This window comes from Georgenia sp. TF02-10 (genome assembly GCF_022759505.1).
In the GTDB taxonomy this organism is placed as follows: domain Bacteria; phylum Actinomycetota; class Actinomycetes; order Actinomycetales; family Actinomycetaceae; genus TF02-10.
Genome location: NZ_CP094289.1, coordinates 2,267,246 through 2,289,556 on the forward strand (window position 1 = coordinate 2,267,246; position 22,311 = coordinate 2,289,556).

Annotated in this window: 14 protein-coding genes; 4 read left to right on the top strand and 10 right to left on the bottom strand. The window is 75.1% G+C overall.

Annotation, left to right across the window (positions count from 1 at the left end):
• Nucleotides 1–108 precede the first annotated feature (108 nt).
• From MF406_RS10225 to MF406_RS10240, 4 genes are read right to left on the bottom strand one after another with little or no spacing between them, the layout of a single operon-like run.
• On the bottom strand, nt 109–768 hold the full coding sequence (locus tag MF406_RS10225) for a thymidine kinase (RefSeq protein WP_242892799.1): 660 nt from the start codon (nt 766–768) through the stop codon (nt 109–111).
• Between the two features lie 60 nt (nt 769–828).
• Nucleotides 829–1,989 (bottom strand): alkaline phosphatase family protein, encoded by a 1,161-nt coding sequence (locus MF406_RS10230; RefSeq protein ID WP_242892802.1) that lies wholly within the window; start codon nt 1,987–1,989, stop codon nt 829–831.
• Entirely contained in the window at nt 1,986–2,591 is a 606-nt protein-coding gene (locus MF406_RS10235) for a DUF5998 family protein (RefSeq protein WP_242892814.1), read from the bottom strand. Before MF406_RS10235 ends, MF406_RS10230 begins: the two co-directional genes overlap by 4 nt.
• A 4-nt stretch (nt 2,592–2,595) precedes the next feature.
• A complete protein-coding gene (locus MF406_RS10240) occupies nt 2,596–5,880 on the bottom strand; it encodes a GNAT family N-acetyltransferase (protein ID WP_242892817.1) in 3,285 nt (1,094 codons plus the stop codon).
• Nucleotides 5,881–6,590: 710 nt separating this feature from the next.
• Between MF406_RS10240 and MF406_RS10250 the strand changes: the two genes are divergently transcribed.
• Both MF406_RS10250 and MF406_RS10255 read left to right on the top strand, forming a co-directional pair.
• A complete protein-coding gene (locus MF406_RS10250) occupies nt 6,591–9,302 on the top strand; it encodes an HNH endonuclease signature motif containing protein (protein WP_305852950.1) in 2,712 nt (903 codons plus the stop codon).
• Between the two features lie 260 nt (nt 9,303–9,562).
• Nucleotides 9,563–12,019 carry a DNA topoisomerase (ATP-hydrolyzing) subunit A gene (locus tag MF406_RS10255; protein WP_242892820.1) on the top strand — a complete coding sequence of 819 codons (2,457 nt, stop codon included), beginning with the start codon at nt 9,563–9,565 and terminating at the stop codon, nt 12,017–12,019.
• 69 nt (nt 12,020–12,088) lie between these two features.
• Here the strand turns inward: MF406_RS10255 and MF406_RS10260 are convergent, their stop codons facing one another.
• The 3 genes from MF406_RS10260 to MF406_RS10270 all read right to left on the bottom strand — a co-directional run bounded on the left by MF406_RS10260 (nt 12,089) and on the right by MF406_RS10270 (nt 16,693).
• A complete protein-coding gene (locus MF406_RS10260) occupies nt 12,089–13,150 on the bottom strand; it encodes a GNAT family N-acetyltransferase (protein WP_242892823.1) in 1,062 nt (353 codons plus the stop codon).
• 192 nt (nt 13,151–13,342) lie between these two features.
• Nucleotides 13,343–14,374 carry a GNAT family N-acetyltransferase gene (locus MF406_RS10265; RefSeq protein WP_242892826.1) on the bottom strand — a complete coding sequence of 344 codons (1,032 nt, stop codon included), beginning with the start codon at nt 14,372–14,374 and terminating at the stop codon, nt 13,343–13,345.
• 198 nt (nt 14,375–14,572) lie between these two features.
• Entirely contained in the window at nt 14,573–16,693 is a 2,121-nt protein-coding gene (locus tag MF406_RS10270; RefSeq protein ID WP_242897763.1) for a type IIA DNA topoisomerase subunit B, read from the bottom strand.
• A gap of 204 nt (nt 16,694–16,897) precedes the next feature.
• Between MF406_RS10270 and MF406_RS10275 the strand changes: the two genes are divergently transcribed.
• Nucleotides 16,898–17,107 (top strand): hypothetical protein, encoded by a 210-nt coding sequence (locus MF406_RS10275; protein WP_242892829.1) that lies wholly within the window; start codon nt 16,898–16,900, stop codon nt 17,105–17,107.
• A gap of 486 nt (nt 17,108–17,593) precedes the next feature.
• On the opposite strand, the gene MF406_RS10280 is transcribed toward MF406_RS10275, so the two are convergent.
• On the bottom strand, nt 17,594–18,748 hold the full coding sequence (locus MF406_RS10280; RefSeq protein ID WP_242892832.1) for an NAD(P)/FAD-dependent oxidoreductase: 1,155 nt from the start codon (nt 18,746–18,748) through the stop codon (nt 17,594–17,596).
• 618 nt (nt 18,749–19,366) lie between these two features.
• The gene (locus MF406_RS10285; RefSeq protein WP_242892834.1) at nt 19,367–19,732 is read right to left on the bottom strand and encodes a helix-turn-helix domain-containing protein; all 366 of its coding nucleotides are present in this window, start codon (nt 19,730–19,732) and stop codon (nt 19,367–19,369) included.
• A gap of 96 nt (nt 19,733–19,828) precedes the next feature.
• Between MF406_RS10285 and MF406_RS10290 the strand changes: the two genes are divergently transcribed.
• Nucleotides 19,829–20,683, top strand: coding sequence for an SDR family oxidoreductase (locus MF406_RS10290; protein WP_242892837.1), 855 nt, complete (start codon nt 19,829–19,831; stop codon nt 20,681–20,683).
• Nucleotides 20,684–20,799: 116 nt separating this feature from the next.
• Here the strand turns inward: MF406_RS10290 and MF406_RS10295 are convergent, their stop codons facing one another.
• Complete coding sequence (locus tag MF406_RS10295) at nt 20,800–22,044, bottom strand: RNA polymerase sigma factor (protein WP_305852951.1); 1,245 nt, start codon at nt 22,042–22,044, stop codon at nt 20,800–20,802.
• Nucleotides 22,045–22,311: the final 267 nt, after the last annotated feature.

Genomic DNA, 22,311 nt, shown 5'->3' on the forward strand with positions numbered 1-22,311 from the left:
TGTTGGCCGGCTCGGCTCGATCAGCATGGGCCCACCGGCCCGCCCCGTCGGCCCGGCCGCCTCAGGCGCGACGCCGGCCCCGCCCCGCTGGCCCGGCCGCGCCGGCGTCTACTCCCCGAGCGGCAGCGTCGGCGGGCTCAGGCTCGCGGCCCGGGCGACCGCGGCCGTGATGCCGCGGCGGTGGTGGCGCCGGCACAGCACCTCGTACCCGACCTCCCCACGTGGGCCCCGGCCGGGCTCGGCGGTGTCGCCGACGACCACCTGCTCCCCCTCGGTGACCATGATCCCGCCCTCGGTCCGGGCGTTGTGGGTGGCGCGCGCCCCGCACCAGCACAGCGCCTCGACCTGCAGCCGCTCGGTGCGGTCGGCCAGCTCCAGCATCCGCGCGGAGCCGGGGAACAGCCGGGTGCGGAAGTCGGTGGTGATCCCGAACGCGAAGACGTCCACGTCCATCTCGTCGACCAGCCGGGCGAGCTGCTCGACCTGGTCGGCGGTGTAGAACTGCACCTCGTCGCAGATGAGGTAGTCCACCCGGCTACCACGGGTGCGGCGGCGGACCACTTCGGCCCAGAAGTCGGTGCCGTCGTCGACCTCCACCGCGGGCACCGCCAGGCCCAGCCGGGAGGAGAGGACCGCCGCGCCCGCCCGGTCGTTGCGGGAGAAGATCAGCCCGTCCCGGCCCCGGGCGGCGTGGTTGTGGTCCATCTGCAGGGCGAGGGTGGACTTGCCCGAGTCCATCGTCCCGGTGAAGAAGACGAGCTGGGCCACCTACACCACCGTCCTGAGCAGACGGTCCACCAGCGTCACCGTCCGGGGCGGCCGGGCCACCTACACCACCGTCCTGAGCAGCGGGACCTCCATCTCCTCGGCGGTGAGCGCGCCGTGCATGCCCACCAGGGCGAGGGAGGTGGGCGGCTGGGTGCGGGAGTCGAGCACGGCGCTGGTGCCGGTGAGCACGGCCATGACGTCCCCGACGGCGGCCAGCAGGGCCGGGTCGACCTCGCCGAGCAGCCCGGTGGCGAGCAGCTCCTCCCGGGTGGGGACCCAGGCCCGGTCCCCCAGCACCTCGCGCCACCGCTGCGCGACGGCGGCCCCCCGGCCCGGGGCGGTGTAGACGTGGCAGGCGCGCGGCTCGCCGGCGACGAGCTCGACGTCCTCGGCCAGCGCCGGGACGGCGGCGACGTCGAGCCGGTCGGTGACGTCGACCATGCCGTGGTCGGCGGTGACCAGGAGCAGGGTGCCCGCCGGCAGCACCCGGGCCAGCCGGGCGAGCTCGCCGTCGAGCTCCTCCACCGCCGCCCCCCACTGCCAGGACCCCCAGCCGTGCTCGTGCCCGGTGTGGTCCACCTCGCCCCAGTACAGGTAGACCGCCGCCACGTCGGGCCGGCGCAGCTGGGCGACGGTGAGGTCCACCCGGTCGGCCAAGGACTCGGCGGAGGCGTGCCTCAGCCCGCGCAGCGCCGCCTCGGTCAGCCCGGAGCCGACGAACCGGGCCGGCCCGACGGCGACCACCTCGGGCAGCTCGGCGCCGGCGGCCCGGCGGTGGCCGAGCTGCTCGAAGAGGGTGTCGCGCCGCTGCCAGGCCCGCGGGCTGACCGAGGTGCGGTCCCACTGGACCAGGCCCAGCAGGCCGCCGTCGGCGGGGTCCCGCACCGAGTACCCGAGCATGCCGGTGCGGCCGGGCAGCTCGCCGGTGCCGACGGCGGTCACCGCGGCCGCCGTCGTGGACGGGAAGGTGGAGGTCAGGGTCAGCGCGTCGGGCAGCAGGCTGCGCAGGAACGGGGCGTGCCCGCCGCGGGCCAGGAGCATCTGCATCCCCAGGCCGTCGACGAGGACCACGCAGGCCTTCGGTGCGGCGGGCAGGCCGAGCACGGCGCGGTCCGCGGACCCGGGGCGGCCGTGGGAGGTGGTGGTCAGCCCGACGGCGTCCAGCGCCGCGGGCATGACGGCGCGCACGTGGCGCCCGTCCGGGTCGGGCCAGGTGCTCACGCCCGGCGGCCGACCGAGGGTGCTGCGGCGCCGCGGCCGGCCGCGGCGGTGGCGGCGGACAGCGCGCGGGCGAACGCCAGGGCGGCGGCCAGGGCGTCGCCGCCCTCGGCCGCGGCGGAGACCCGGACCAGGACGTCGTCGGGCGAGATCAGGCCGGAGTAGCCGTGGTCGGCCTCGCAGTCCGGGTCCCCGCAGGTGGCCGGCTGCAGGTCGACGTTGGCCACCCCGCCCCAGCTCACCGCCAGGGTGAGCTCCTGGGTGCGCATGCTGCGGCCGGCCGGCTCCGTGACCCCGTGGGTCAGGCCGACCGAGCGCACCTCGCCCAGCGCCACCGCCTCGGTGGTCGCCGCCGCGCTCGTCCGCCCGTCCGGGCCTGGCCCGTCGTCGACGTGCGCGACGACGAGCCGGGTGGGGGTGAGCACCAGGGCGGTGAGGTGGCGGCGGACCTCGGTGTCGTCGAAGGTCGTCTCGGGGTGGACGAGGAAGGACTGCACCGGCTCGTCGGCCAGGGCGACGTCGATCACGCCGGCGACGAGCTCGGGGTAGTAGCCGGCGTGGTCGAGGTCCGAGCGCAGCTGCTGGGCGAGGTTGGTCACGGGCATCCGGTCATTCTTCCACCTCCGTCCCGGCCCCGCCGGTCCCGCTGGGGACGGCCGGCGGCGCGCCGGGTCCGGGCGCCGGTCCGGGTGCCGCGCCCGTGCCGGGGGGCGTCCCGGGCGGCCCGACGGCGCCCGCTTCACCCGTCCCGCCAGGGCTGCCCGCCGGTCCCGTCCCGCCGACGGCGCCGCCCGCCGGACCCGTCCCGCCAGTGCTGCTCGCCGGACCCGTCCCGCCGACGGCGCCCCCTGCCGGTCCCGGCCCGTTCCCCGGCGGAGCGGGCAGGGCGCGGCGCCCGGCGTCCTGGCGGGCCGGCCGGGCCACGGTGACGGCGGCCGAGGCGACGTGCAGCCCCTCCTCCCCCACGATGACGGGGTTGAGGGTCACCTCCGCCACCTCCGGCAGGTCGTCGGTGAGCAGGGAGAGCCGGGCGAGGAGGTCCTCCAGGGCCGCGACGTCGGACCGCGGCAGCCCGCGGTAGCCGAGCAGCCGCGGCGCGGCCGCCACCGAGCGGACCATCTCCGAGACGTCCGCGGCGGTCAGCGGCGGGATGCGGTAGGCGACGTCGCCGAGCAGCTCGGTGGCGTCCCCGGCGAGCCCGAAGGCCACCACCGGGCCGTACAGCTCGTCCTCCGTGCCGCGCACCACGCAGGCCACGCCGGGCGGGGCCATCGCCTGGACCTCGAACCGGACCGGCCGGCCCAGCACCCGCTCGGCCCGGGTCCGCATCTGCTCCACCGCCTCGGTCAGCATGTCGGCGTCGGCCAGGTCCAGCCGGACCCCGCCGAGGTCGGTTCGGTGGCGCAGCACCTCGTCGGCGACCTTCAGCGCCACCGGCCAGCCGATCCGCTCGGCGGCGGCCACCGCCTCGGCGGCGTCGGCGACGACCGTGGCGGGCACCACCTCGATGCCGTACCGGGCGAGCAGCTCCGCGGCGGCCTCGGCGGGGAGGCGCTGGCGCCGGCCGCGGGGCAGCCCGGTCAGCGGGGCGGCGAGCAGGTCGCGGGCACCGGCCGGATCCGTGCCGGGCGGGTCGACCAGTGGGTCGGCGGCGCGGCTGCGCCAGCGGGCATGGTCGAGCGCGCGGGCCAGGGCGGTGACGGCGTCCTCCACGGTGGTCATGGACGGCACCGTGCGCCCGGCTGCGGTCAGCTCGGGGGTCAGGCCGTGCAGGCCGTACGCGGTCGCGACCCAGGTCCTCCCGTCCCGCGCCGCGACCTGGGCAATCGCGCCGGCGACAGCCGTGTCGGTGGTGCCGAGGACCGGGGCGTGCGCGACGACCACGGCGTCGAAGTCGGTGCGGACGGTCAGGCGGTCCAGCGCCGCGGCGTAGTCCGCCGCGCCGGCCAGCGGCGGCAGGGTCACCGGCTCGCCGGCGACGTCGAGGCCGTGCGAGCGCAGCACCTCCGCGACCAGCCCGGCCAGGGCCGCGGAGGAGGACAGGATCGCGGTGCGCGGCCCGGCGGGCAGCGGCTGGGCGAGGAGGAGGCCGGCGACGTCGAGCATCTCCCGCACCGACCGGGCCCCAACCACGCCCGCCTGGCGCAGCATCTCGGTCAGGACGCGGCGGGGCTGGCTGGAGGTGCGCACCGCGTGGCCGGGCGGGGAGGCCTGCCCGGTCTGCCCGGACACCACCGCGACCAGCGGCGTGCTGGCGGACAGGTGGCGAGCGATCCGGGAGAACTTCCGCGGGTTGCCGATGGACTCCAGGTAAAGCGCGCCGACGGCGGTGCGCGGGTCGGTGGACCACAGCTGCATGGTGTCGTTGCCGGAGACGTCGACGCGGTGCCCGGCGGAGAGGAAGCTCGCCACCGGCAGGCGGCGACGGGACGCGGTCGAGCGCAGCGCCAGCCCGGCGGCGGCCGACTGGCCGAAGAGTCCGAGCCCGCGGGCCTGGTCGGTGATCGGTGCTGCGCCGCCGTCGGGTGTTGGTTGGTCACCATCGGGCGTTCTTTCGTCACCGTCGGGCGAGGACGGCTGGGCGCGGCCCGGCGGCCGGGTGCCCCGGTCGCCGTCGTCGGGCTGAGCCTGCTGGTGCCGGTCCCAGGACCGGGCATCCCAGTCGCCGTCGCCCGGCAGCGGGGTGGGGGCGCCGCCGCCCGGGCCTGCCTCGAACCAGAGCGAGGCGTTGTACCGGCCGTGCGGGCCGTGCCCGACGACCCCGTAGGAGGCCGGCCCGACGATCCGGATGCCGGCCGCGCGGGTGGCGCGCAGGAGGTCGCGCTGGACCGCCATCCCGGCCTGGCCGCGCTCGCCGAACCCGTGGGAGAGGACCACCAGGGCCCGCACGCCCAGCGACGCCAGCGCCGGCACCGCGGCGACGACCTCCGCGGGTGGGCCGGCGACGACGGCGAGGTCCGCCGGGCCGCTGACCTCGGCCAGGTCGTGGTGGAGGCGGACGTCGGCGAGCGGCTCCGGCTCGCCGGCTGGGCCTTCGCCGACCCGGGGCGGTGCAGGCTCTCCGGGTCCGCCGTCGTGCCGGTACTCCCCGAGCGGATCGCCGTCGCCCGGTCCAGGATCGTTCTGTCCGGCCGGGGGCGGACCCGCCGGCGGCAGGCCCACCAGGTGCACCGGGCCGGTGAAGGCGCTAGCCAGCAGGGACCTGGCGACCGCGGCCGCTAGGACCTGGCCCTCCTCGCCGGGGGGCCCGAGAGCCAGGACGAGGACGGACGCGGCCTGCAGCACGCCCCGCATGCTCAGCGCCTCGGCGTGCCGCTCCCGCTCAGCCATCACCCGCCAGGACCGCTCGGTCTCCTCGATGCTGAAGGACACCGAGATGATGCCGTCCTCGAGGCGGCGCTCGACGTCGTACCCGGCGTCGGTGAAGACCCGGATCATCTTGGCGTTGCCGGGCAGGACGTCGGCGACGAACCGGTGCACCCCGAGCTCACGGCCGGCCGCGGCCAGGTGCTCCAGCAGCACCGAGCCGAGCCCGCGGCCGTGCTCGCTGTCGGCCACGTTGAACGCCACCTCGGCCACGCCCGGGTCGATCACGTCGAACCTGCCGACCGCCCGGATCTCCTCGCCCTGGACCAGGACGAGGGCCACCCTGTCGTGGTGGTCGACGTGGGTGAACCGGTAGAGGTCCCGCTCGCTCAGCCGGTCCATTGGGGCGAAGAACCGGAAGTAGATCGACTGGGCCGACTGCGCCGTGTGGAAGCGCTGGAGGGCTTCGGCGTCCTCCGGCCGGATGGGCCGGATCTGCATGGTCGACCCGTCCCGCAGCACGACGTCGGCGACCCACGAGCTGGGGTACCCGTCCGCGACGTCGGGGTCCGGCTGGGCCTGGGCCATGCCCCCGAGCCTATCGGGAGGACCACGAGCCTATCGGGACGTCCGGCGGTCTCCTCGGGCTCGACGGCGGTCGTCGCCTTGGGTTGAGTAGGGGTTGGTGACGGTGCTCGGCCGGCACGCGTCAACCCTCACGCCGGCGCGATTCGAAGGCCCGGACAGGGCGGACCTTGGCGCTCGCACACCTACGGCAAACAACGGTCGACGACGGTCGGGACGAGCCGGAAGCAGGCGCTGGGAGTGGCGGCGTGCGCGGTGCTGCCGGCCCCGCCGGCGGTAGTGGGAGTGGGTTGTTCCCCAACGCTGGGGACAAGTCCGGGCGCGATGTCGGTGGTCGGTCCCACCATGGACACATGTTCGAGGAGGAGCGGGACGAGCCGGGAGCCGGTGCTGCTGCTGCTGCCGACTCCGTCGGTGGTGCTGCCGGTCGCCCCGGAAGTGCTGCCGGAGGGCCGAGCCGGGGTGGGGACGGGTCGGGGTCGGATGTCGTACCCCACGCTTACTCTGTACCTATGTTCGATGGTGAGCGGGAGAAGCGGCCGGCGGCTGGTGCTGCTGCTGGTCGTCCCGGTGCTGCCGGTCCGTCCGGCAAGTGGGGGTGGGACGGTCCGGGTCCGGATGGGTGGTTGGTGTGGTCTCCGGCGGACGAGGCGGCCCAGGCGCGGGGGTTCTGCTGCGCGGAGGATGCGGAGTCGAACGAGCCGTGCCGGCACATGCGTCATTTCGCGGCGGTGATGGCGGCCCGGGACCGGGTGGCGGCGGTGCGGGCGGCGGCCGCGGGGGAGCTGTGGGACGAGGACGCCCTCGACGGCGTGGACGACGGCGCCGGCCCGGCCGTGGACGACGCTCACGCCCGGGTGCGGGTGCGGGTGTGGCTGGTGGCCTACCAGGTCCTCGCCGAGGCGGCGGTGGCGGCGGGGGTGGCTCGGATCTCGGAGATCACCGGGGACGTCGCGCTGGGCCCGGGTGAGGTGGAGGAGACCGCGGCCCGGCTGGCGCGGGCGGCGGAGGCGGCGATGTTGGCCCGCGGGGAGGAGGTCACCGCGCAGGTTCAGGAGTTCTTCACCGCCGCAGCAGTCATGGCCGCCGGCACCGTGCCTCCGGCCGAGGAGGACCGGACCGTCACGCTCACCGGTGAGCAGGTGGCGGCGGGGGTCGAGCTGTTCCTGGCGGTGGCCCGCGGCGAGACCGACGTGGTCATCCCGGACGAGCCCGGCCCGGCGCCGGTGACCGAGCTGCCGTACTCCCGGTGGGAGGCGGCCGGGGCGGCCGGGGACGGCTGCCTGCTCACTACCATCGGGGTGGACACGGACTCCCTGGCGAGGTGCCCGGCCGGGCCCGAGCTCGCCGCCCTCCTGTCCGGGGTGAACCTGGCCGAGCTGGACGGGTTCGCCGCGGTGGAGGCCCTGGCCGCGATACGCCGGGTGGAGGCCTGGGCCGCCGCGAAGTCCGCCGAGATCGCCGACGTGGTGGCCACCCGGTGCCGGGACATCGCCGACGCCCGGGTGGTGAAGGGTCCGGGCGGGAAGGTGCTGGACGGCTCCGCCCAGGAGGTCGCCATGCGCCTGGGAATCTCGGTGACGGAGGCGAACCGGCTGATCCGCACCGGCCGGGGCATGCGGGGGGCGTTCACCGACACCGCCCAGGCGCTGAGGTCCGGGGCGATCGACTACCGCAAGGCCGCCACGATCATCACCACCCTGGCCGAGCACGCCCTCCCGGTCGCGGTCCTGGCCGAGGCCGAGGTGCTGCCCACCGCCCCCACCCGCACCCACGCCCAGCTCGTCAAGGACCTCGCCGCGGCCCTGGTCAAGGTCGACCCCGCCGCGGCCACCGAGCGCCACCACCGGGCCCGCGCCGGCCGGAAAGTGACCCACCCGTCGCCGTTGCCGGACGGGATGGCCTCGCTGTACGCGGTGCTCCCCGCCGAGGACGCCGTCCGGGTCGACCTCGCCCTGGAGGCCATGACCACCACCGCCCGCGCGCACGGGGACGACCGCACCCACGACCAGCTCCGCGCCGACGCCCTCGCCGTCCTCGCCCACGGCGCCCTGACCACCGGCTGGGCCGGACCCCCACCCGGCACCCAACCCCCAAACCTCAACCACCCCGACAGCGACGACGACTCCGCAAGCCAGATGCGCGGTGACGACGCCGGCCCGGCCGACGACAGCGCGGGCGCGGCCGACGAGACGCATGCAACCGACGCTGTACACGACGGTGCGGCCGCGGGCCCGCCCGGCCCGGGAGCCGAACCCGGCGTCGAGGACCGTGCAGCGCCCGCGACGGGCGCACCGCCCGACCCTGGCCCCCCGGGCGAACCGCCTGATCCTGAACAGCCCAGCACCACAGACGACTCGACCGGCCCGCCCGCTCCCGACCCTGGCCCCCTGCCGCCCGAAGCGCCTCCCGACGTCGAGGACCCGGCACCGCCGCCGGGCGCACCGCCGGGAAGACTCCGTCCCGGGACGGGTGACTGGGTGGAGTGCCCCGGCACCGGGGGGATCCCCGACCTGCACCTGCTGCTGTCCTGGCGCTCCGGCATGCCGCTGGGCGACCCCGGCACCAACCGCACCCAGATCCGCGTGACCATCCCCCTGTCCGTCGCCCTCCCCCCGCAAGACGAGACCTCTACCGGCACGAACGGCGGATGCGACGACCCCGCCAGCGTCACCGCCGGGAGCGTCGGCACCACCGCCGGCGGGGACGACGACACCGGCACCAGCGCCGGCACCGGCGCTGCCGACACTGCTGGCACCGCCGGCCTTGACGGTGACGATGGCGACCGGGCAGCCGACGACGGCACCGAGATCGACGCCACCACCGGCACCGGTAGTGGTGTGCCCGCCGACGCCGCCGCGGCTGGGCGGGATCTGGTCCTGGATCCCGAGCCGGGGGAGGTGGCCGAGCTCGCCGGGTACGGACCCATCAGCCCGGACGTGGCCCGCGCGCTGGCCGCCGGTGGGACCTGGCGCCGCCTGATCACCGACCCCCTCTCCGGCACCGTCCTGGACGTCGGCCGCACCCGCTACCGGCCCCCCGCCGACCTCGCCGAGCACGTCCGCACCCGCGACCGCACCTGCGTCCGCACCTGCGTCCGCCCCGGCTGCACCACCCCCGCCGAACGCTGCCAGATCGACCACACGCGCGCCTTCTCCCAGGGCGGGAAGACCGCCGCCGCCAGCCTCGGCGCGCAGTGCACCACCGACCACGCCCTGAAGTCCGCCGGGACGTTCAAGACCACCCAGCCCACCCCCGGGGTCTTCGAGTGGCTCACCCCCACCGGGCACGCCTACCGCCGCAACCTCGACGGCACCACCACCCCCTTGAACACCTGGCGAGGTCGAGCACGCGCCGGCACGGTCGGCACTTTCGGCACCGCCGGCACCAACGGCGACGACGAGTACGGCGACCCGCCCTTCTGACCAGGCCTCCGCGCCGACCACCACGGACACCAGCGGCCACCTTCGGCGCGGCCAGCGCTGCCAGTGAAGACCGGACCACGCCGCCGAATCAACACCTGCCGCATGGTTTCTCCCTCTCCCCCGGCGAGGCACCCGCACCGAGGACAGGCGACCAGCAGGCGCTGACGGGACACAGAGAACCGGACACAGCAGTGGCCACCCGGCAGCCACACCCACAGCCCTGCACCGGTCTCCGGCCGCCGTCGGGGAGAATCGACACCATGGCCCGCACGTCCACCCCACCGCCGCCGCCCGCCGCGGAGCACATCGTCGACATCGACGTCTCCACCGAGATGCAGGGCTCCTTCCTGGAGTACGCCTACTCGGTCATCTACTCCCGCGCGCTGCCCGACGCCCGGGACGGCCTCAAGCCCGTCCAGCGCCGGATCCTCTACCAGATGGACGCGATGGGCCTGCGCCCGGACCGCGGGCACGTGAAGTCCGCCCGCGTCGTCGGGGAGGTCATGGGCAAGCTGCACCCGCACGGGGACGCCCCGATCTACGACGCCATGGTCCGCATGGCCCAGCCCTTCGCGCTGCGCCTGCCGCTGGTGGACGGGCACGGCAACTTCGGCTCTCTCGACGACGGCCCCGCCGCCTCCCGGTACACCGAGGCACGGCTGGCGGCCGCCGCGCTGGCGATGACGGCGGACCTCGGCGAGGACGTCGTCGACTTCGTCCCCAACTACGACAGCCAGCTCACCCAGCCCGCCGTCCTGCCCGCCGCGCTGCCCAACCTGCTGGTCAACGGCGCCACCGGCATCGCCGTCGGGATGGCGACGAACATGCCCCCGCACAACCTGGTGGAGGTGGTCGCCGCCGCCCGGCACCTGATCGCCCACCCGGACGCGACCCTGGCCGACCTGGTCCGCTTCGTCCCCGGGCCCGACCTGCCCGAGGGCGGCAAGATCATCGGGCTCGACGGCGTCCGGGAGGCCTACGCCACCGGCCGGGGGAGCTTCCGGACCCGGGCCACCGCCCGGATCGAGAGCATCACCGCCCGCAAGAAGGGCATCGTCGTCACCGAGCTGCCGTACATGGTCGGCCCGGAGCGGGTGATCGAGAAGATCACCGAGGCGGTCCAGGCCAAGAAGCTCCAGGGGATCAGCAACGTCCAGAACCTCACCGACCGCCACCACGGGCTGCGCCTGGTCATCGAGGTCAAGAACGCCTTCAACCCCGAGGCGGTGCTGGAGCAGCTCTACCGGCACACCCCGCTGGAGGAGTCCTTCGGGATCAACAACGTCGCCCTCGTCGACGGCCAGCCGCGCACCCTCGGGCTGCGCGAGCTCCTCCAGGTCTACGTCGACCACCGCCTCGCCGTCGTCCGCCGGCGCACCGCGCACCGGCTGGACCGGGCCACCGAGCGGGCCCACCTGGTGGCCGGGCTGCTCGTCGCGATCGCCGACATCGACGAGGTCATCGCCGTCATCCGGTCCTCCGACGACGCCGAGGCCGCCCGGGCCCGGCTGATGGCCGTGTTCGACCTGTCCGAGCCGCAGGCCGACTTCATCCTGGCGCTGCGGCTGCGGCGGCTGACCAAGTTCTCCCGGCTGGAGCTGGAGGCCGAGCGGGACGAGCTGGCCCGCCGGATCGAGGAGCTGCGCGCCATCCTGGACTCCGAGGACCGGCTCCGGGAGGTGGTCTCCGGCGAGCTGGCCGACGTCGCCGCCCAGTACGGCACGCCCCGGCGCACCGTCCTGCTCGAGCACGCCGGCGGGCCGGCCGCCCCCGCCGCCGCGGGCGCCCCGGCCCGCCGCTCCGCGGTGCCGCTGGAGGTGCCCGACGAGCCGTGCTGGGTGCTGCTCTCCGGCACCGGGCTGCTGGCCCGGACCGCTGAGGAGCCGGTGCGCACCGGCCCGCGGGCCGCGCACGACGCCGTCACCCACGTCGTGCCGGCCACCACCCGCGGGCAGGTGGCCGTGGTGACCTCCGCCGGCCGGCTGCGCCGCCTGGACGTCCTGGACGCCCCCGGCCTGCCGCCCACCGGGGCGGCGCCGAGCCTGTCCGGCGGGGTCCCGCTGCGCGAGCTGATCGACCTCGAGCCCGGCGAGGAGGTCGTCGGCCTGGCCCGGCTGGACGACGGCGCCGCTCCCCTGGCGCTGGCCACCGCCCAGGGGGTGGTCAAGCGGGTCGGCGGGGACCGCCCCGGGAACCGGGACGCCTGGGAGGTCATCGCGCTGCGGGCCGGGGACCGGGTCGTCGGCGCCGGGCACGCCGCCGACGACGACCGGCTGGTGCTGGTCTCCTCCGACGCCCAGCTGCTCCGCTTCGACGCCGCCGCGGTGCGCCCGCAGGGCCGCGCCGGGCAGGGCGTGGCCGGGATGCGGCTCGCCCCCGGCGCCACCGTCGTGCACCTGGGCGTCGTCGGCGCCGAGCACGTCTCCGCCAGCGTCGTGATCACCGTCGCCGGGACCAGCGGCGCCCTGCCCGGCACCGTGCCGGGCAGCGCCAAGGTCACCCCGCTGGACCGCTACCCGGCCAAGGGCCGGGCGACCGGCGGGGTGCGGGCGCACCGGTTCCTCCGCGGCGAGGACTGCCTGCAGCTGGCCTGGGTGGGCCCGGAGCCGGCGCGCGCGGTGGGCTCGGGCGGGCAGGCGGTGCCGCTGCCGGCGGTGGACGAGCGGCGCGACGGCTCCGGCCAGCCGCTGCCGGCGCCGGTCACCGCGATCGGCTAAGGCGGGTCGGTCTGGACGACGGCGGCTGCCGGCCCGAGCCCGACCGGCCAGCGCCGCTGGCCGCCCCGGTCAGATCTCGATCGAGTACATCGCCGAGGTGCGGGTGGGCTCGTAGCCGAGCTTGGCGTAGAGGCCGACGGCGCCGGTGAGGTTGTCGCTGTCCACGTCGAGGCCGGCGTACTCCATGCCGTCGGCCCGGTAGGCGGCCATGGCCGCCGTGAGCAGCGCGCTGGCCAGTCGTCGGCCCCGCCACTCCGGCAGGACGCCGATGAGGTCGGTGTAGCCCTCGGTCCAGCCCAGGGCCGGCCAGTCCTGCTCGTACCGGGCGGACATCAGGTAGCCGGCGACCTGGGTGCGGTCCGAGCTGCGGTCCAGCGCCACGAAGCTCCACTGCGGGGCGAAGTGGGTGCGGCTCTCCTGCCAGCTCTCCGGGGTGTGCGGCTGGGAGCCCCAGTGGTCGGCGAAGGCCCGGTTGTGTGCGCGGCGCACGGCGTCGTCGAGGTCGGCGCTCCACGGCTCGACGGTCAGCAACCGGTCGAGCTGGACCTCGGGCAGCGGCAGGGAGAGGTCTCGGCGCATCTCGGTGTACCAGCGGCGGGGGGTGAAACCGCGGGAGGTGACCAGGTCCGACAGGGTCGGCATCCCGTCGTCGACGTGGACGACGACGCGGGCGGGCGCGTCCTTGCCGGTGGCGACGAGCAGCTGGCGGCCGCGGGCCACCTGCCAGTCCAGGAGCGCCGACCCCACGCCGCGGCCCCGGGCCACGGGGTCCACCCCGCCGGAGCAGAACGCCCGCAGCAGGGTGGTGTCCCCGGTGCGGACCCGGACGAACCCGAAGGCCCGGAGCACGCCGTCGACGTCCCGGGCGCCGAGAGCCGCCCAGTGGTGGGTGTCCCCGAAGTACTCGGCGAGCTCCTCGTCGGAGGTGCGGTAGGGCGGGTTGTCGGCGTCCTCGATGCGGCTGACGAGCCCGCTCAGGTCGGTGAGGTCGCCGGGGTCGAGCGTGGCGAAGGTCAGCCCGCCGACCGGCGCCGGCAGCGGCAGCGCGGCGGGGGCCTGCGCGCGCACGGCGAGGGGCTGGGCGACGGCCGGGCCAGCGGCGTCGTCGGGGAAGGTGGCGGGGCTAGGCACGGCGTGACCCTACGGCGCGCCCGCGCCCGGACGCCATCTGCGGAGGTCGGACCGCGAGCGGAGCGGTCGACTGCCGCCTGCCGGCCGCCGCCGCCGCCGCCGTGCCGCTGCCGGGTGCCGCCGTCGTGCCGCTGCCGGGCGCCGTCGTCAGGCCGCTGCCGGGCGCCGTCGTCGGAACGCTGCCGGGCGCCGTCAGATCTCCACCGTGTACAGGATCCGCGCGCCGACGCGCTCGTACCCCAGCCGCTCGTAGAACCCGTGCGCGCCGGAGGGGTTGACGGTGTCCACGTCCAGGCCGGCGGAGTCGATCCCGTCCGCCGCGAGGGCCGCGACGACCGCCACGAGCAGGGCGCGGGCGATGCCCTGGCCGCGGTGGTCGCGCCGGACCCCGAGCAGCTCGGTGTACCCCTCGGAGAAGCCGAGGGCCGCCCAGGCGTGCTCGTGGCGGGAGGTCAGGGCGTAGCCGGCCACGCGCCGGTCGGCCGGGGCGTCGAGCAGGACGGCGACCTTGGACCAGCGCGGCTCCAGGTCGCCGCGGACGAGCCGCCAGGTGTCCCCCGTCAGCGGCTCGGACCCCCAGTGGTCGGCGAACGCCTCGTTGTGGACGCGGCGGACCTGCTCGTCCAGGTCGGGCGACCAGTCCACCACCTGCACCCCGGGCGGCGGCGGCGCCGCCGGCAGCGGGGCGTCCACCGGGCGGCGCATCTCCTGGAAGGCCCGCTTGGGGCTGAAGCCCGCGGCCACGTACAGCCGGCGTCGGTCGACCAGGTGCTCGTCGACGTAGGCCGCGAGCCGGGCGGGCAGGTCGCGCCCGTCGGCGGCGAGCAGCTGGCGGGCGCGGGCGTCCTGCCAGTCGAGCAGCGCCCGGCCGATCCCCCGGCCCCGCCACTCCGGGGCGATGGTGGCCACGAGGAAGGCCCGCAGCACCTCGGTGTCCCCCGGCGGCAGGTAGACCACGGCGACGGCCTCGAGGGTCCCCGCGCTGGAGAAGCCGCCGAGGGAGTCGGTGACGAGCGCGGCACCGGGGCGCAGCACCGCGGAGACCTTGGCGGGGTTGAGCTGGGTGACCGGGTGGTCCACCGCCGCGCAGCGCGCCTCCAGCTCGAGCACGGCCGGGGCGTCGGCCGGGGTCAGCGCCCGCCAGCGCAGCCCGAGGTGCGCGGCGGGCGGCTCGGCCACCTCCGGCGCGCGCAGGCGGACGGCTAACGGGGACTGCTCGGGCATGGCGCCGATGCTACCGGCGGGCACCCGGCGGGCGGCCGACGGCGGCGCACAGCGCGAGGCGGGCGGCGAACGGCTGGCGGGACCCGGCCGGCGGCCGACGGCGGCCCGCAGCGCGAGGCGGACGGCGAACGGCTGGCAGCCGCTCCCGGGGCGGCCGGCCGTCCGACGGCGACGGCAACGGCACCGGCCGCCGTCGGCTCAGGCGTCGATCCGGGTCGGGTCCACCTGCTGGGCTCCGGTGACGATGAAGTCCTTGCGGGGCGCGACCTCGTTGCCCATGAGGAGCTCGAAGACCCGCTCGGCCTCCAGCAGCGCCGCCTCGTCCGCCATGGAGATCCGGCGCAGCGTGCGCCGAGTCGGGTCCATGGTGGTCTCGGCGAGCTGGTGGGCGTCCATCTCTCCCAGGCCCTTGTACCGCTGGATCGGCTCCTTGTACCGCTTCCCGGTGCGCTGGAGCTTGGCGAGCAGGTTGCTGAGCTCGGCCTCGGCGTAGGTGTAGATCACCTCGCCCTTGCGCCCGCCGGACCCGGCGATCTCCACCCGGTGCAGCGGCGGCACCGCCGCGTAGACCCGGCCGGCCTCCACCAGCGGGCGCATGTACCGGAAGAACAGGGTGAGCAGCAGGGTGCGGATGTGGGCGCCGTCGACGTCGGCGTCGGTCATCAGCACGACCTTGCCGTACCGGGCCTGCGACAGGTCGAAGGTGCGGCCCGAGCCCGCGCCGACCACCTGGATGATCGAGGCGACCTCCGCGTTCTTCAGGATGTCCCCGGGCGAGGCCTTCTGGACGTTGAGGATCTTCCCGCGGATGGGCAGCAGCGCCTGGAACTCGCTGGACCGGGCCATCCGGGCGGTGCCCAGCGCGCTGTCCCCCTCGACGATGAACAGCTCGGTGCGGTCGATGTCCTCGCTGCGGCAGTCGACCAGCTTGGCCGGCAGCGCGGAGGTCTCCAGGGCGTTCTTGCGCCGGGAGATCTCCTTGTGCATCCGGGCCGAGACCCGGGCCCGCATCTCGCCGACGACCTTCTCCAGCAGCGCCGCGGCCTGGGTCTTCTCGGCCCGCCGGGAGGAGGTGAGCAGCGCGGTGAGCTCGCGCTCGAGGACCCGGGCCACGATGCCGCGGACCGGGGCCGTGCCGAGCACCTCCTTGGTCTGGCCCTCGAACTGCGGCTCGGCGACCCGGACGGTGACGACGGCGGTCAGGCCGGCCAGCACGTCGTCCTTCTCGATCTTGCCCTCCTTGGCGGTCACCTTCAGCCGGCGGGCGTTGGCGTCGACCTGCTTGCGCAGGGTCTTGAGCAGCCCCTGCTCGAAGCCGGCGAGGTGGGTGCCGCCCTTGGGGGTGGCGATGATGTTGACGAAGGACCGCACGGTGGTGTCGTAGCCGATCCCCCACCGCAGCCCGATCTCGACGGCGCAGGTCCGCTCCACCGCCACCGGGCGCAGGTGCCCGTGCCCGTCGAGCTGCTGGACGGTCTCGGTGAAGGTCTCGGTCCCGGCCAGGCGCCAGGTGTCGGTGACGGCGGCGTCGGGGGCGAGGAAGTCGGTGAAGTCCACCACCCCGCCGTCGTGCCGGAACACCTCCTCCACCGGCCCGTCCGCGCCCGCCGTGCCGGGCAGGCGGCGCTCGTCCCGCACCGTCAGGGTCAGGCCGGGGACGAGGAAGGAGGTCTGCCGGGCGCGGTCGACCAGGTCCTCGTAGGAGAACGTGGCGGAGGCGGGGAAGATCTGCCGGTCGGCCCAGTACCGCACCCGGGTGCCGGTCCGGGTCCGGGGCACCTTGCCGACGACGGCGAGCTCGGAGGCCTCGGTGAAGGGCTGGAACGGGGCGTCCGGACCGGCGCCGGCGCTGTCGTCGAACGTCCCCGGCTCGCCGCGGTGGAAGGTCATCCGGTGCGTCTTGCCGTCGCGGTCGACCTCGACGTCGAGCCGCGCGGACAGGGCGTTGACCACCGAGGCGCCCACCCCGTGCAGGCCGCCGCTGGCCGCGTAGGAGCCGCCGCCGAACTTCCCGCCGGCGTGCAGCTTGGTGTAGACCACCTCGACCCCGGAGAGCCCCACGGAGGGCACGGTGTCCACCGGGATGCCGCGGCCGTCGTCGCGGACCTCCACCGAGCTATCCGCGTGCAGGAGGATCTCGATGCTGGTGGCGTGCCCCTCGAGGGCCTCGTCGACGGCGTTGTCGATGATCTCCCAGAGGCAGTGCATGAGGCCGCGGGAGTCGGTGGAGCCGATGTACATGCCCGGGCGCTTGCGGACCGCGTCCAGCCCCTCGAGGACGGAGAGGTGGCGGGCGGTGTAGCTGGTTGCGGCGGTCATCGTGGCGGTCGACACCAGTGGAGTCTATGGAACGGACGGCCTTCGGCCGTGGACCGACCCGCCCTGGGGACGGTGGTCTTGGTCCTGGCGCGGCCTGGGGATGGGTGGTCCTCGGCGACCGGGCCTGGACGGTCGTCCTACGCCGGCAGCGAACCGGCGTGGGCCCGGGCATCATCTGTGGGTGCCGGGTGGTTACATGCCGACGTGAGCACAACGACGACGACGAACCCGACCCTGACCGCCCAAGACCGTTGCGACGCGTGCGGCGCCCAGGCCTACGTGCGCGTAGAGCTGGAGACCGGCGAGCTGCTCTTCTGCGCCCACCACGCCCGGCAGCACGCCGGCGCCCTGCAGGGGATCGCCAAGCACGTCCACGACGAGACCGACCGGCTCCTGGCCGACGACAACGCCTGACCCGCCGCCCGCCACGGTCGGCGTCGCCAGCGCCGCCGAGCGCAGCGGCAAGCACTGATGGCCGCCCACCCCGCGGGGTGGGCGGCCATCGGTCGTCTCTGGGCATCGAGGAGAGCGGCGACGTCCTGGGCGGAGACCACCGGCGTCTCCCAGGGCTGGGAGGAGGACGACGACGTGCCCTCGGCCGCGCGGAGGGCGGCGGCCCCGGGCCGGCGGGCGTGGCGGAGACGGGCCCCGGAGGCGGAAGGGCCTTCGGGATGTCCGTGTCCGCCGCCGGACCGCTCTCCGGTGCGCGCCGCGCCGTCGAGGCTCACCCCTCCGCGGGTGCCCCGGGCACAAGGATGAGAGGCACCGGCGAGAGCGCCGGCACCGCCGAGGACGCCGCCCTGGACACGGCCGCCGGCCTCTACCTGGGCGACCCCACCGCCTGGAGCTGAACCGCGGCGGACCGATGGGCCTGAACCGCGGCGAACCGATGGAGTCCGGCTAGCGAACCTGCGCCTGGTCGGCGGCCGTGCGTCGGCTGTGCTCGACGGTGGGGAAGGACCCGTCCCCGAAGAGGATGCGGCGCGCCGCGGCCTGGCCGGCGGGCGTGCGCAGGAGCGCGAACGCCGTCGAGGCGACGCCGGGCGTGCGCACCTGCGCGAACGCCCGGCGGAGCAGCAGCCGGCCACGGAAGTGGGCCCGCAGCGCGGCTCCGTCGTACCCGGCCAGCGCGGCCGGCTGCCCGCTGCGCAGGGCGTCGTCGAGGACGGCGGCGGCCAGCGCAGCCTGCCGCAGGCAGGGATCGAGCCCGCCGGCGGTGAGCGGGGAGACCGCGCCCGCCGCGTCGCCGACGAGCAGCCCGTCCGGGCAGCTGATCCGCCGGAGCAGGCCACCGACGGGGATCGGGCCGGCCCGCCGCTCGACCCATGCGGGGCGGCCGGTATCGGGCAGCCCGGGCGCCGAGGCGCCGAACCGGACCAGGGTGCGGTGCAGGCCGCCCGGGAAGCGGTTGGCGTAGCCGGCCACGCCGACGTGGGCGTGCTCCCCGTCGTTCACCACCCAGGCCAGGTAGCCCGGGGCGAGCGACGGGTCGATGACGCAGTGGAACGCCGGGGGCTCCGCCCCGCCGGGCGGGACCGGGAAAACGTCCTCGGCCCCGACCAGCAGGTGGCGGTTGCGGTCCAGGCCCAGGTCGCGGGCGACGCGCGAGCGGGCTCCGTCCGCGCCGACGACGTACCGCGCGCGCACCTCGGTCGGCCCGCCCGGGCCGTCCAGGCGGAAGCCGGTGGCCCCGCGGCCGAGGTAGCGGGTGCCCAGCGAGAGGCGGGCGCCGGCGTCGACGGCGGCGCCTGCCGCGGCCGCGTACAGCGCCGGCATGTCGCCCACCCGGAACTCGTCGCGGGCGCTGTCCAGGGTCACCGGGCGGCGCAGCCCCGGGGGGTAGAGCACGACCCGTCGGATCGGCGGCCCGAGGCACCCGGCCGGGAGGGCGAAGTCCTCGAGGGTGCGGCGCACGAAGATCCCGGTGGTGCGGATCGTGTCGGCCAGCGTCGTTCGGCGGTCGATGACCAGGACGTCGTGGCCGCGCTGGGCGAGCTCGGTGGCGGTGCGCAGCCCGGCCAGGCCGGCCCCGACGACCAGCACGTCTGTCTCCATCCCGCGACCGTAGGGCGGCGTAGCCCGGCCGGCGGCCGCGCTGGGCGGACCTCCCGACTCTGCTCACAGCATCTCGACGCCTACCGCAGACGCCGCGCGGCGTCTCGACGCCTGCCGGACGGCACCGCGCAGCGTCTCGGCACCTGCCGGACGACTCCCGGCGAGGCTCCGGGACGTGCCCTCCATATTGGTGGGGAGGCACACGGCATGCTCGCCGAGTGACAGACGTCGTCGCGTGTCCATGGCCATGGCAAGGTCCTCGCTGGTGGCCAGGTGAGGTCCCCGCTGGGTGGCCAGGTGAGGTCCCCGCTGGGTGGCCAGGTAGAAGTGCCCACCTCGACGAGCTCGTCGGGTGACCCGGTGTGTCCGATCACATCGTCGAGGGCGGTCCCCCGCACACCACCTCGTCGAGAGGAGCATCCGGAGAGGCAGTGTCCGCGGCATTTCGGCGCACGTTGAGTCGGAGCGTGCTGGCGAAGACGAACGCGTCGGGGCGCGGGGCCAGCGGACGCATGCGGTACTCGTCGGGCTCGAGCGCGAGGGCGTCGTGTCCGCCGAGGGTGAGTTCGCCGGGCGCCGCCGCCGTCCGGGACCCAAGCCGGGGCGCTGCACCGCACATCATCGCCGCGCGAGGAACCCCTCGGCGTGGTCGGCGACCCAAGCGACGAGTGGGAGCAGGCGCTCCATGAGGTCGTGCCCGAGCGGCGTGAGGCTGTACTCGACGTGCGGCGGGACGCTCGGGAACGACTCCCGGTACACCAGTCCGTCGGCGGCGAGGGTGCGCAGCGTCGACGCGAGCATCTTCTCGCTGATGCCATCGACCTGGCGTCGCAGCTCGCCCCAGCGCAGGGTGCCGTCGGACAGTGCCGAGAGTACCAGGACGCCCCACTTGCTCATGATGTGGTCGAGGACGACGCGTGTGCCGCAGCCCTCATCGAAGAGGCGGTCTTGCGAGGCTCGGATTTGCGCGAAACTTACTGCCATGTAGGTACCTTACTCGAAAGTGCGTACGCTTCGGCGGGAAGGTTCCCGACGAGAGGTGGGTTCTGGTGGGCGATCCCCTCTAGGAAAGGAACCCTTATGACTATCCTCGTCACCGGTGCCACGGGCCACCTCGGCCGACTCGTCATCGACAGCCTCATCGCCCGCGGCGTCGACCCCTCGACCATCCGCGCGGGCGCGCGCGACGCCGCGAAGGCATCCGATCTCGAGGCGCGCGGCGTACAGGTCGTGCGCGTCGACTACAACAACCCTGAGACGGTCGCCGCAGCGGTCGACGGTGCCGATGCCGTCCTGCTCATCTCGAGCAGCGAGGTCGGCAAGCGCATCGCGCAGCACCAGGTCGTCGTCGATGCTGCCCGCGCCGTCGGCGTCCCGAAGCTCGTCTACACGAGCGCCACGAAGGCGACGACGAGCGACCTGGTGCTCGCCCCCGAGCACAAGGCGACCGAGGAGGCCATCGCGGCCGCGGGTATCCCTGCCGTAATCCTCCGCAACAACTGGTACACCGAGAACTACGCCGCCGACGTCGCACGCGCGAAGGAGACGGGCGTCATCGCTGCGAGCGCCGGGGACGGCCGCGTTGCATCGGCAAGCCGTGGCGACTTCGCCGAGGCGGCGGCTGTCGTGCTCACTCAGGACGGTCACATCGGTCAGGTCTACGAGCTTGGTGGAGACGTCGCCTGGAACTTCGACGATCTCGCCGCCGCGGCGTCAGAGGTCACCGGCCGTGAGGTGCGCTACACGCCCCTCACCACCGAGGAGCATGCGACCGCGCTCGAGGCAGCAGGACTCGACGCAGGCACGATCGGCTTCGTGACCACGCTTGACGCGAACATCCGCGATGGGGCTCTCGCCGAGACTGATGGCACCCTCTCGCGGCTGCTCGGGCGCCCCACGACACCCCTCATCGAGGGATTGCGCGCAGCGCTCTGAGCAGTGGATCCGTCGCTCAGGGTCTGCCGGACGACGGGCCGCAACGACGACGACGGCGGCCCCGATGATCGGGACCGCCGTCGTTCGGCTCGGCCGGTGCTCAGTCGAGCCGGTGCTCAGTCCAGGTAGTCCCGGAGGACCTGGGAGCGGCTCGGGTGGCGCAGCTTCGACATCGTCTTGGACTCTATCTGCCGGATCCGCTCGCGGGTCACGCCGTAGACCTTGCCGATCTCGTCCAGGGTCTTGGGCTGGCCGTCGGTCAGCCCGAAGCGCATGGACACCACGCCGGCCTCCCGCTCGGAGAGGGTGTCGAGCACGGCGTGCAGCTGCTCCTGCAGGAGGGTGAAGCTGACCGCGTCGGCCGGGACCACGGCCTCGGAGTCCTCGATGAGGTCACCGAACTCGCTGTCGCCGTCCTCGCCCAGCGGGGTGTGCAGGGAGATCGGCTCGCGGCCGTACTTCTGGACCTCGACGACCTTCTCGGGCGTCATGTCCAGCTCCTTGGCCAGCTCCTCCGGGGTGGGCTCGCGGCCCAGGTCCTGGAGCATCTGCCGCTGCACCCGGGCGAGCTTGTTGATGACCTCCACCATGTGCACCGGGATGCGGATGGTGCGGGCCTGGTCGGCCATGGCGCGGGTGATCGCCTGGCGGATCCACCAGGTGGCGTACGTGGAGAACTTGTAGCCCTTGGTGTAGTCGAACTTCTCCACCGCGCGGATCAGGCCGAGGTTGCCCTCCTGGATCAGGTCCAGGAACAGCATCCCGCGGCCGGTGTACCGCTTGGCCAGGGAGACGACCAGCCGCAGGTTGGCTTCCAGGAGGTGGTTCTTCGCCTGGTGGCCGTCGTTGGCGATCCACTGCAGCTCGCGCCGCATCTTCGGCGAGAGCTCGTCCGCCTCGGTGGCGAGCTTCTCCTCGGCGAACAGGCCGGCCTCGATCCGCTTGGCGAGCTCGACCTCCTGCTCGGCGTTCAGCAGCGCGACCTTGCCGATCTGCTTGAGGTAGTCCTTGACCGGGTCCGCGGTGGCCCCGGCGGTGACGACCTGCTGGACCGGGGCGTCGTCGTCGTCGGTGTCGGAGACGACGAAGCCGGTCTCCTCGACGGCGTCGTCCGCGGCGGCGGCCGGCTCGGCCGGCACGTCCGGGACGGCCTTGAGGGCGGTGGCCTTCTTCGCCGCGCTGGTCTTGACTGCCGGCCGGGCGGCGCCGCCGGACTTGCGGGAACGGGTGGAGGCCTTCTTCGCCGGGGCCGTCGCGGCGGTCACCGGCTGCTCCTGGACCTCGTCCACCGAGTCCTCCGCGGGCGCATCCAGGGTGGACGTGCCGGTCGGACGGGTGGTCTTGGGGGCAGAGGTGGACACAGAGAACCTTTCGGCGGGGGATCTGGGGGCCGACGGCGGAGCGTGGCAGCCCTACAATTATAACCTTGGGCGAACCTGAGAGCGCGCGAAAACCGCTGCGCGCCCCGGTCCTCGACCGTCACTCCCTGCAACGCCAGGGCCTCCGCCGGTATTTCCGGCCGGCTGCCGCCCGTCGGCGCGCCGGTGGCGCCCGGCCGACTGCCCCTCACCCCGCGCCGACCGGCCGCGCCCGACGCCCACGCCGACCGGCCGCGCCCGACGCCCGAC

Coding starts and splice junctions, on each gene's coding strand:
- MF406_RS10270 (WP_242897763.1), bottom strand. CDS start 16,693: ATGACCGCCGCAACCAGCTACACCGCCCGCCACCTCTCCGTCCTCGAG.
- MF406_RS10240 (WP_242892817.1), bottom strand. CDS start 5,880: ATGGCCCAGGCCCAGCCGGACCCCGACGTCGCGGACGGGTACCCCAGC.
- MF406_RS10280 (WP_242892832.1), bottom strand. CDS start 18,748: ATGGAGACAGACGTGCTGGTCGTCGGGGCCGGCCTGGCCGGGCTGCGC.
- MF406_RS10255 (WP_242892820.1), top strand. CDS start 9,563: ATGGCCCGCACGTCCACCCCACCGCCGCCGCCCGCCGCGGAGCACATC.
- MF406_RS10290 (WP_242892837.1), top strand. CDS start 19,829: ATGACTATCCTCGTCACCGGTGCCACGGGCCACCTCGGCCGACTCGTC.
- MF406_RS10250 (WP_305852950.1), top strand. CDS start 6,591: ATGCGTCATTTCGCGGCGGTGATGGCGGCCCGGGACCGGGTGGCGGCG.
- MF406_RS10265 (WP_242892826.1), bottom strand. CDS start 14,374: ATGCCCGAGCAGTCCCCGTTAGCCGTCCGCCTGCGCGCGCCGGAGGTG.
- MF406_RS10235 (WP_242892814.1), bottom strand. CDS start 2,591: ATGCCCGTGACCAACCTCGCCCAGCAGCTGCGCTCGGACCTCGACCAC.
- MF406_RS10285 (WP_242892834.1), bottom strand. CDS start 19,732: ATGGCAGTAAGTTTCGCGCAAATCCGAGCCTCGCAAGACCGCCTCTTC.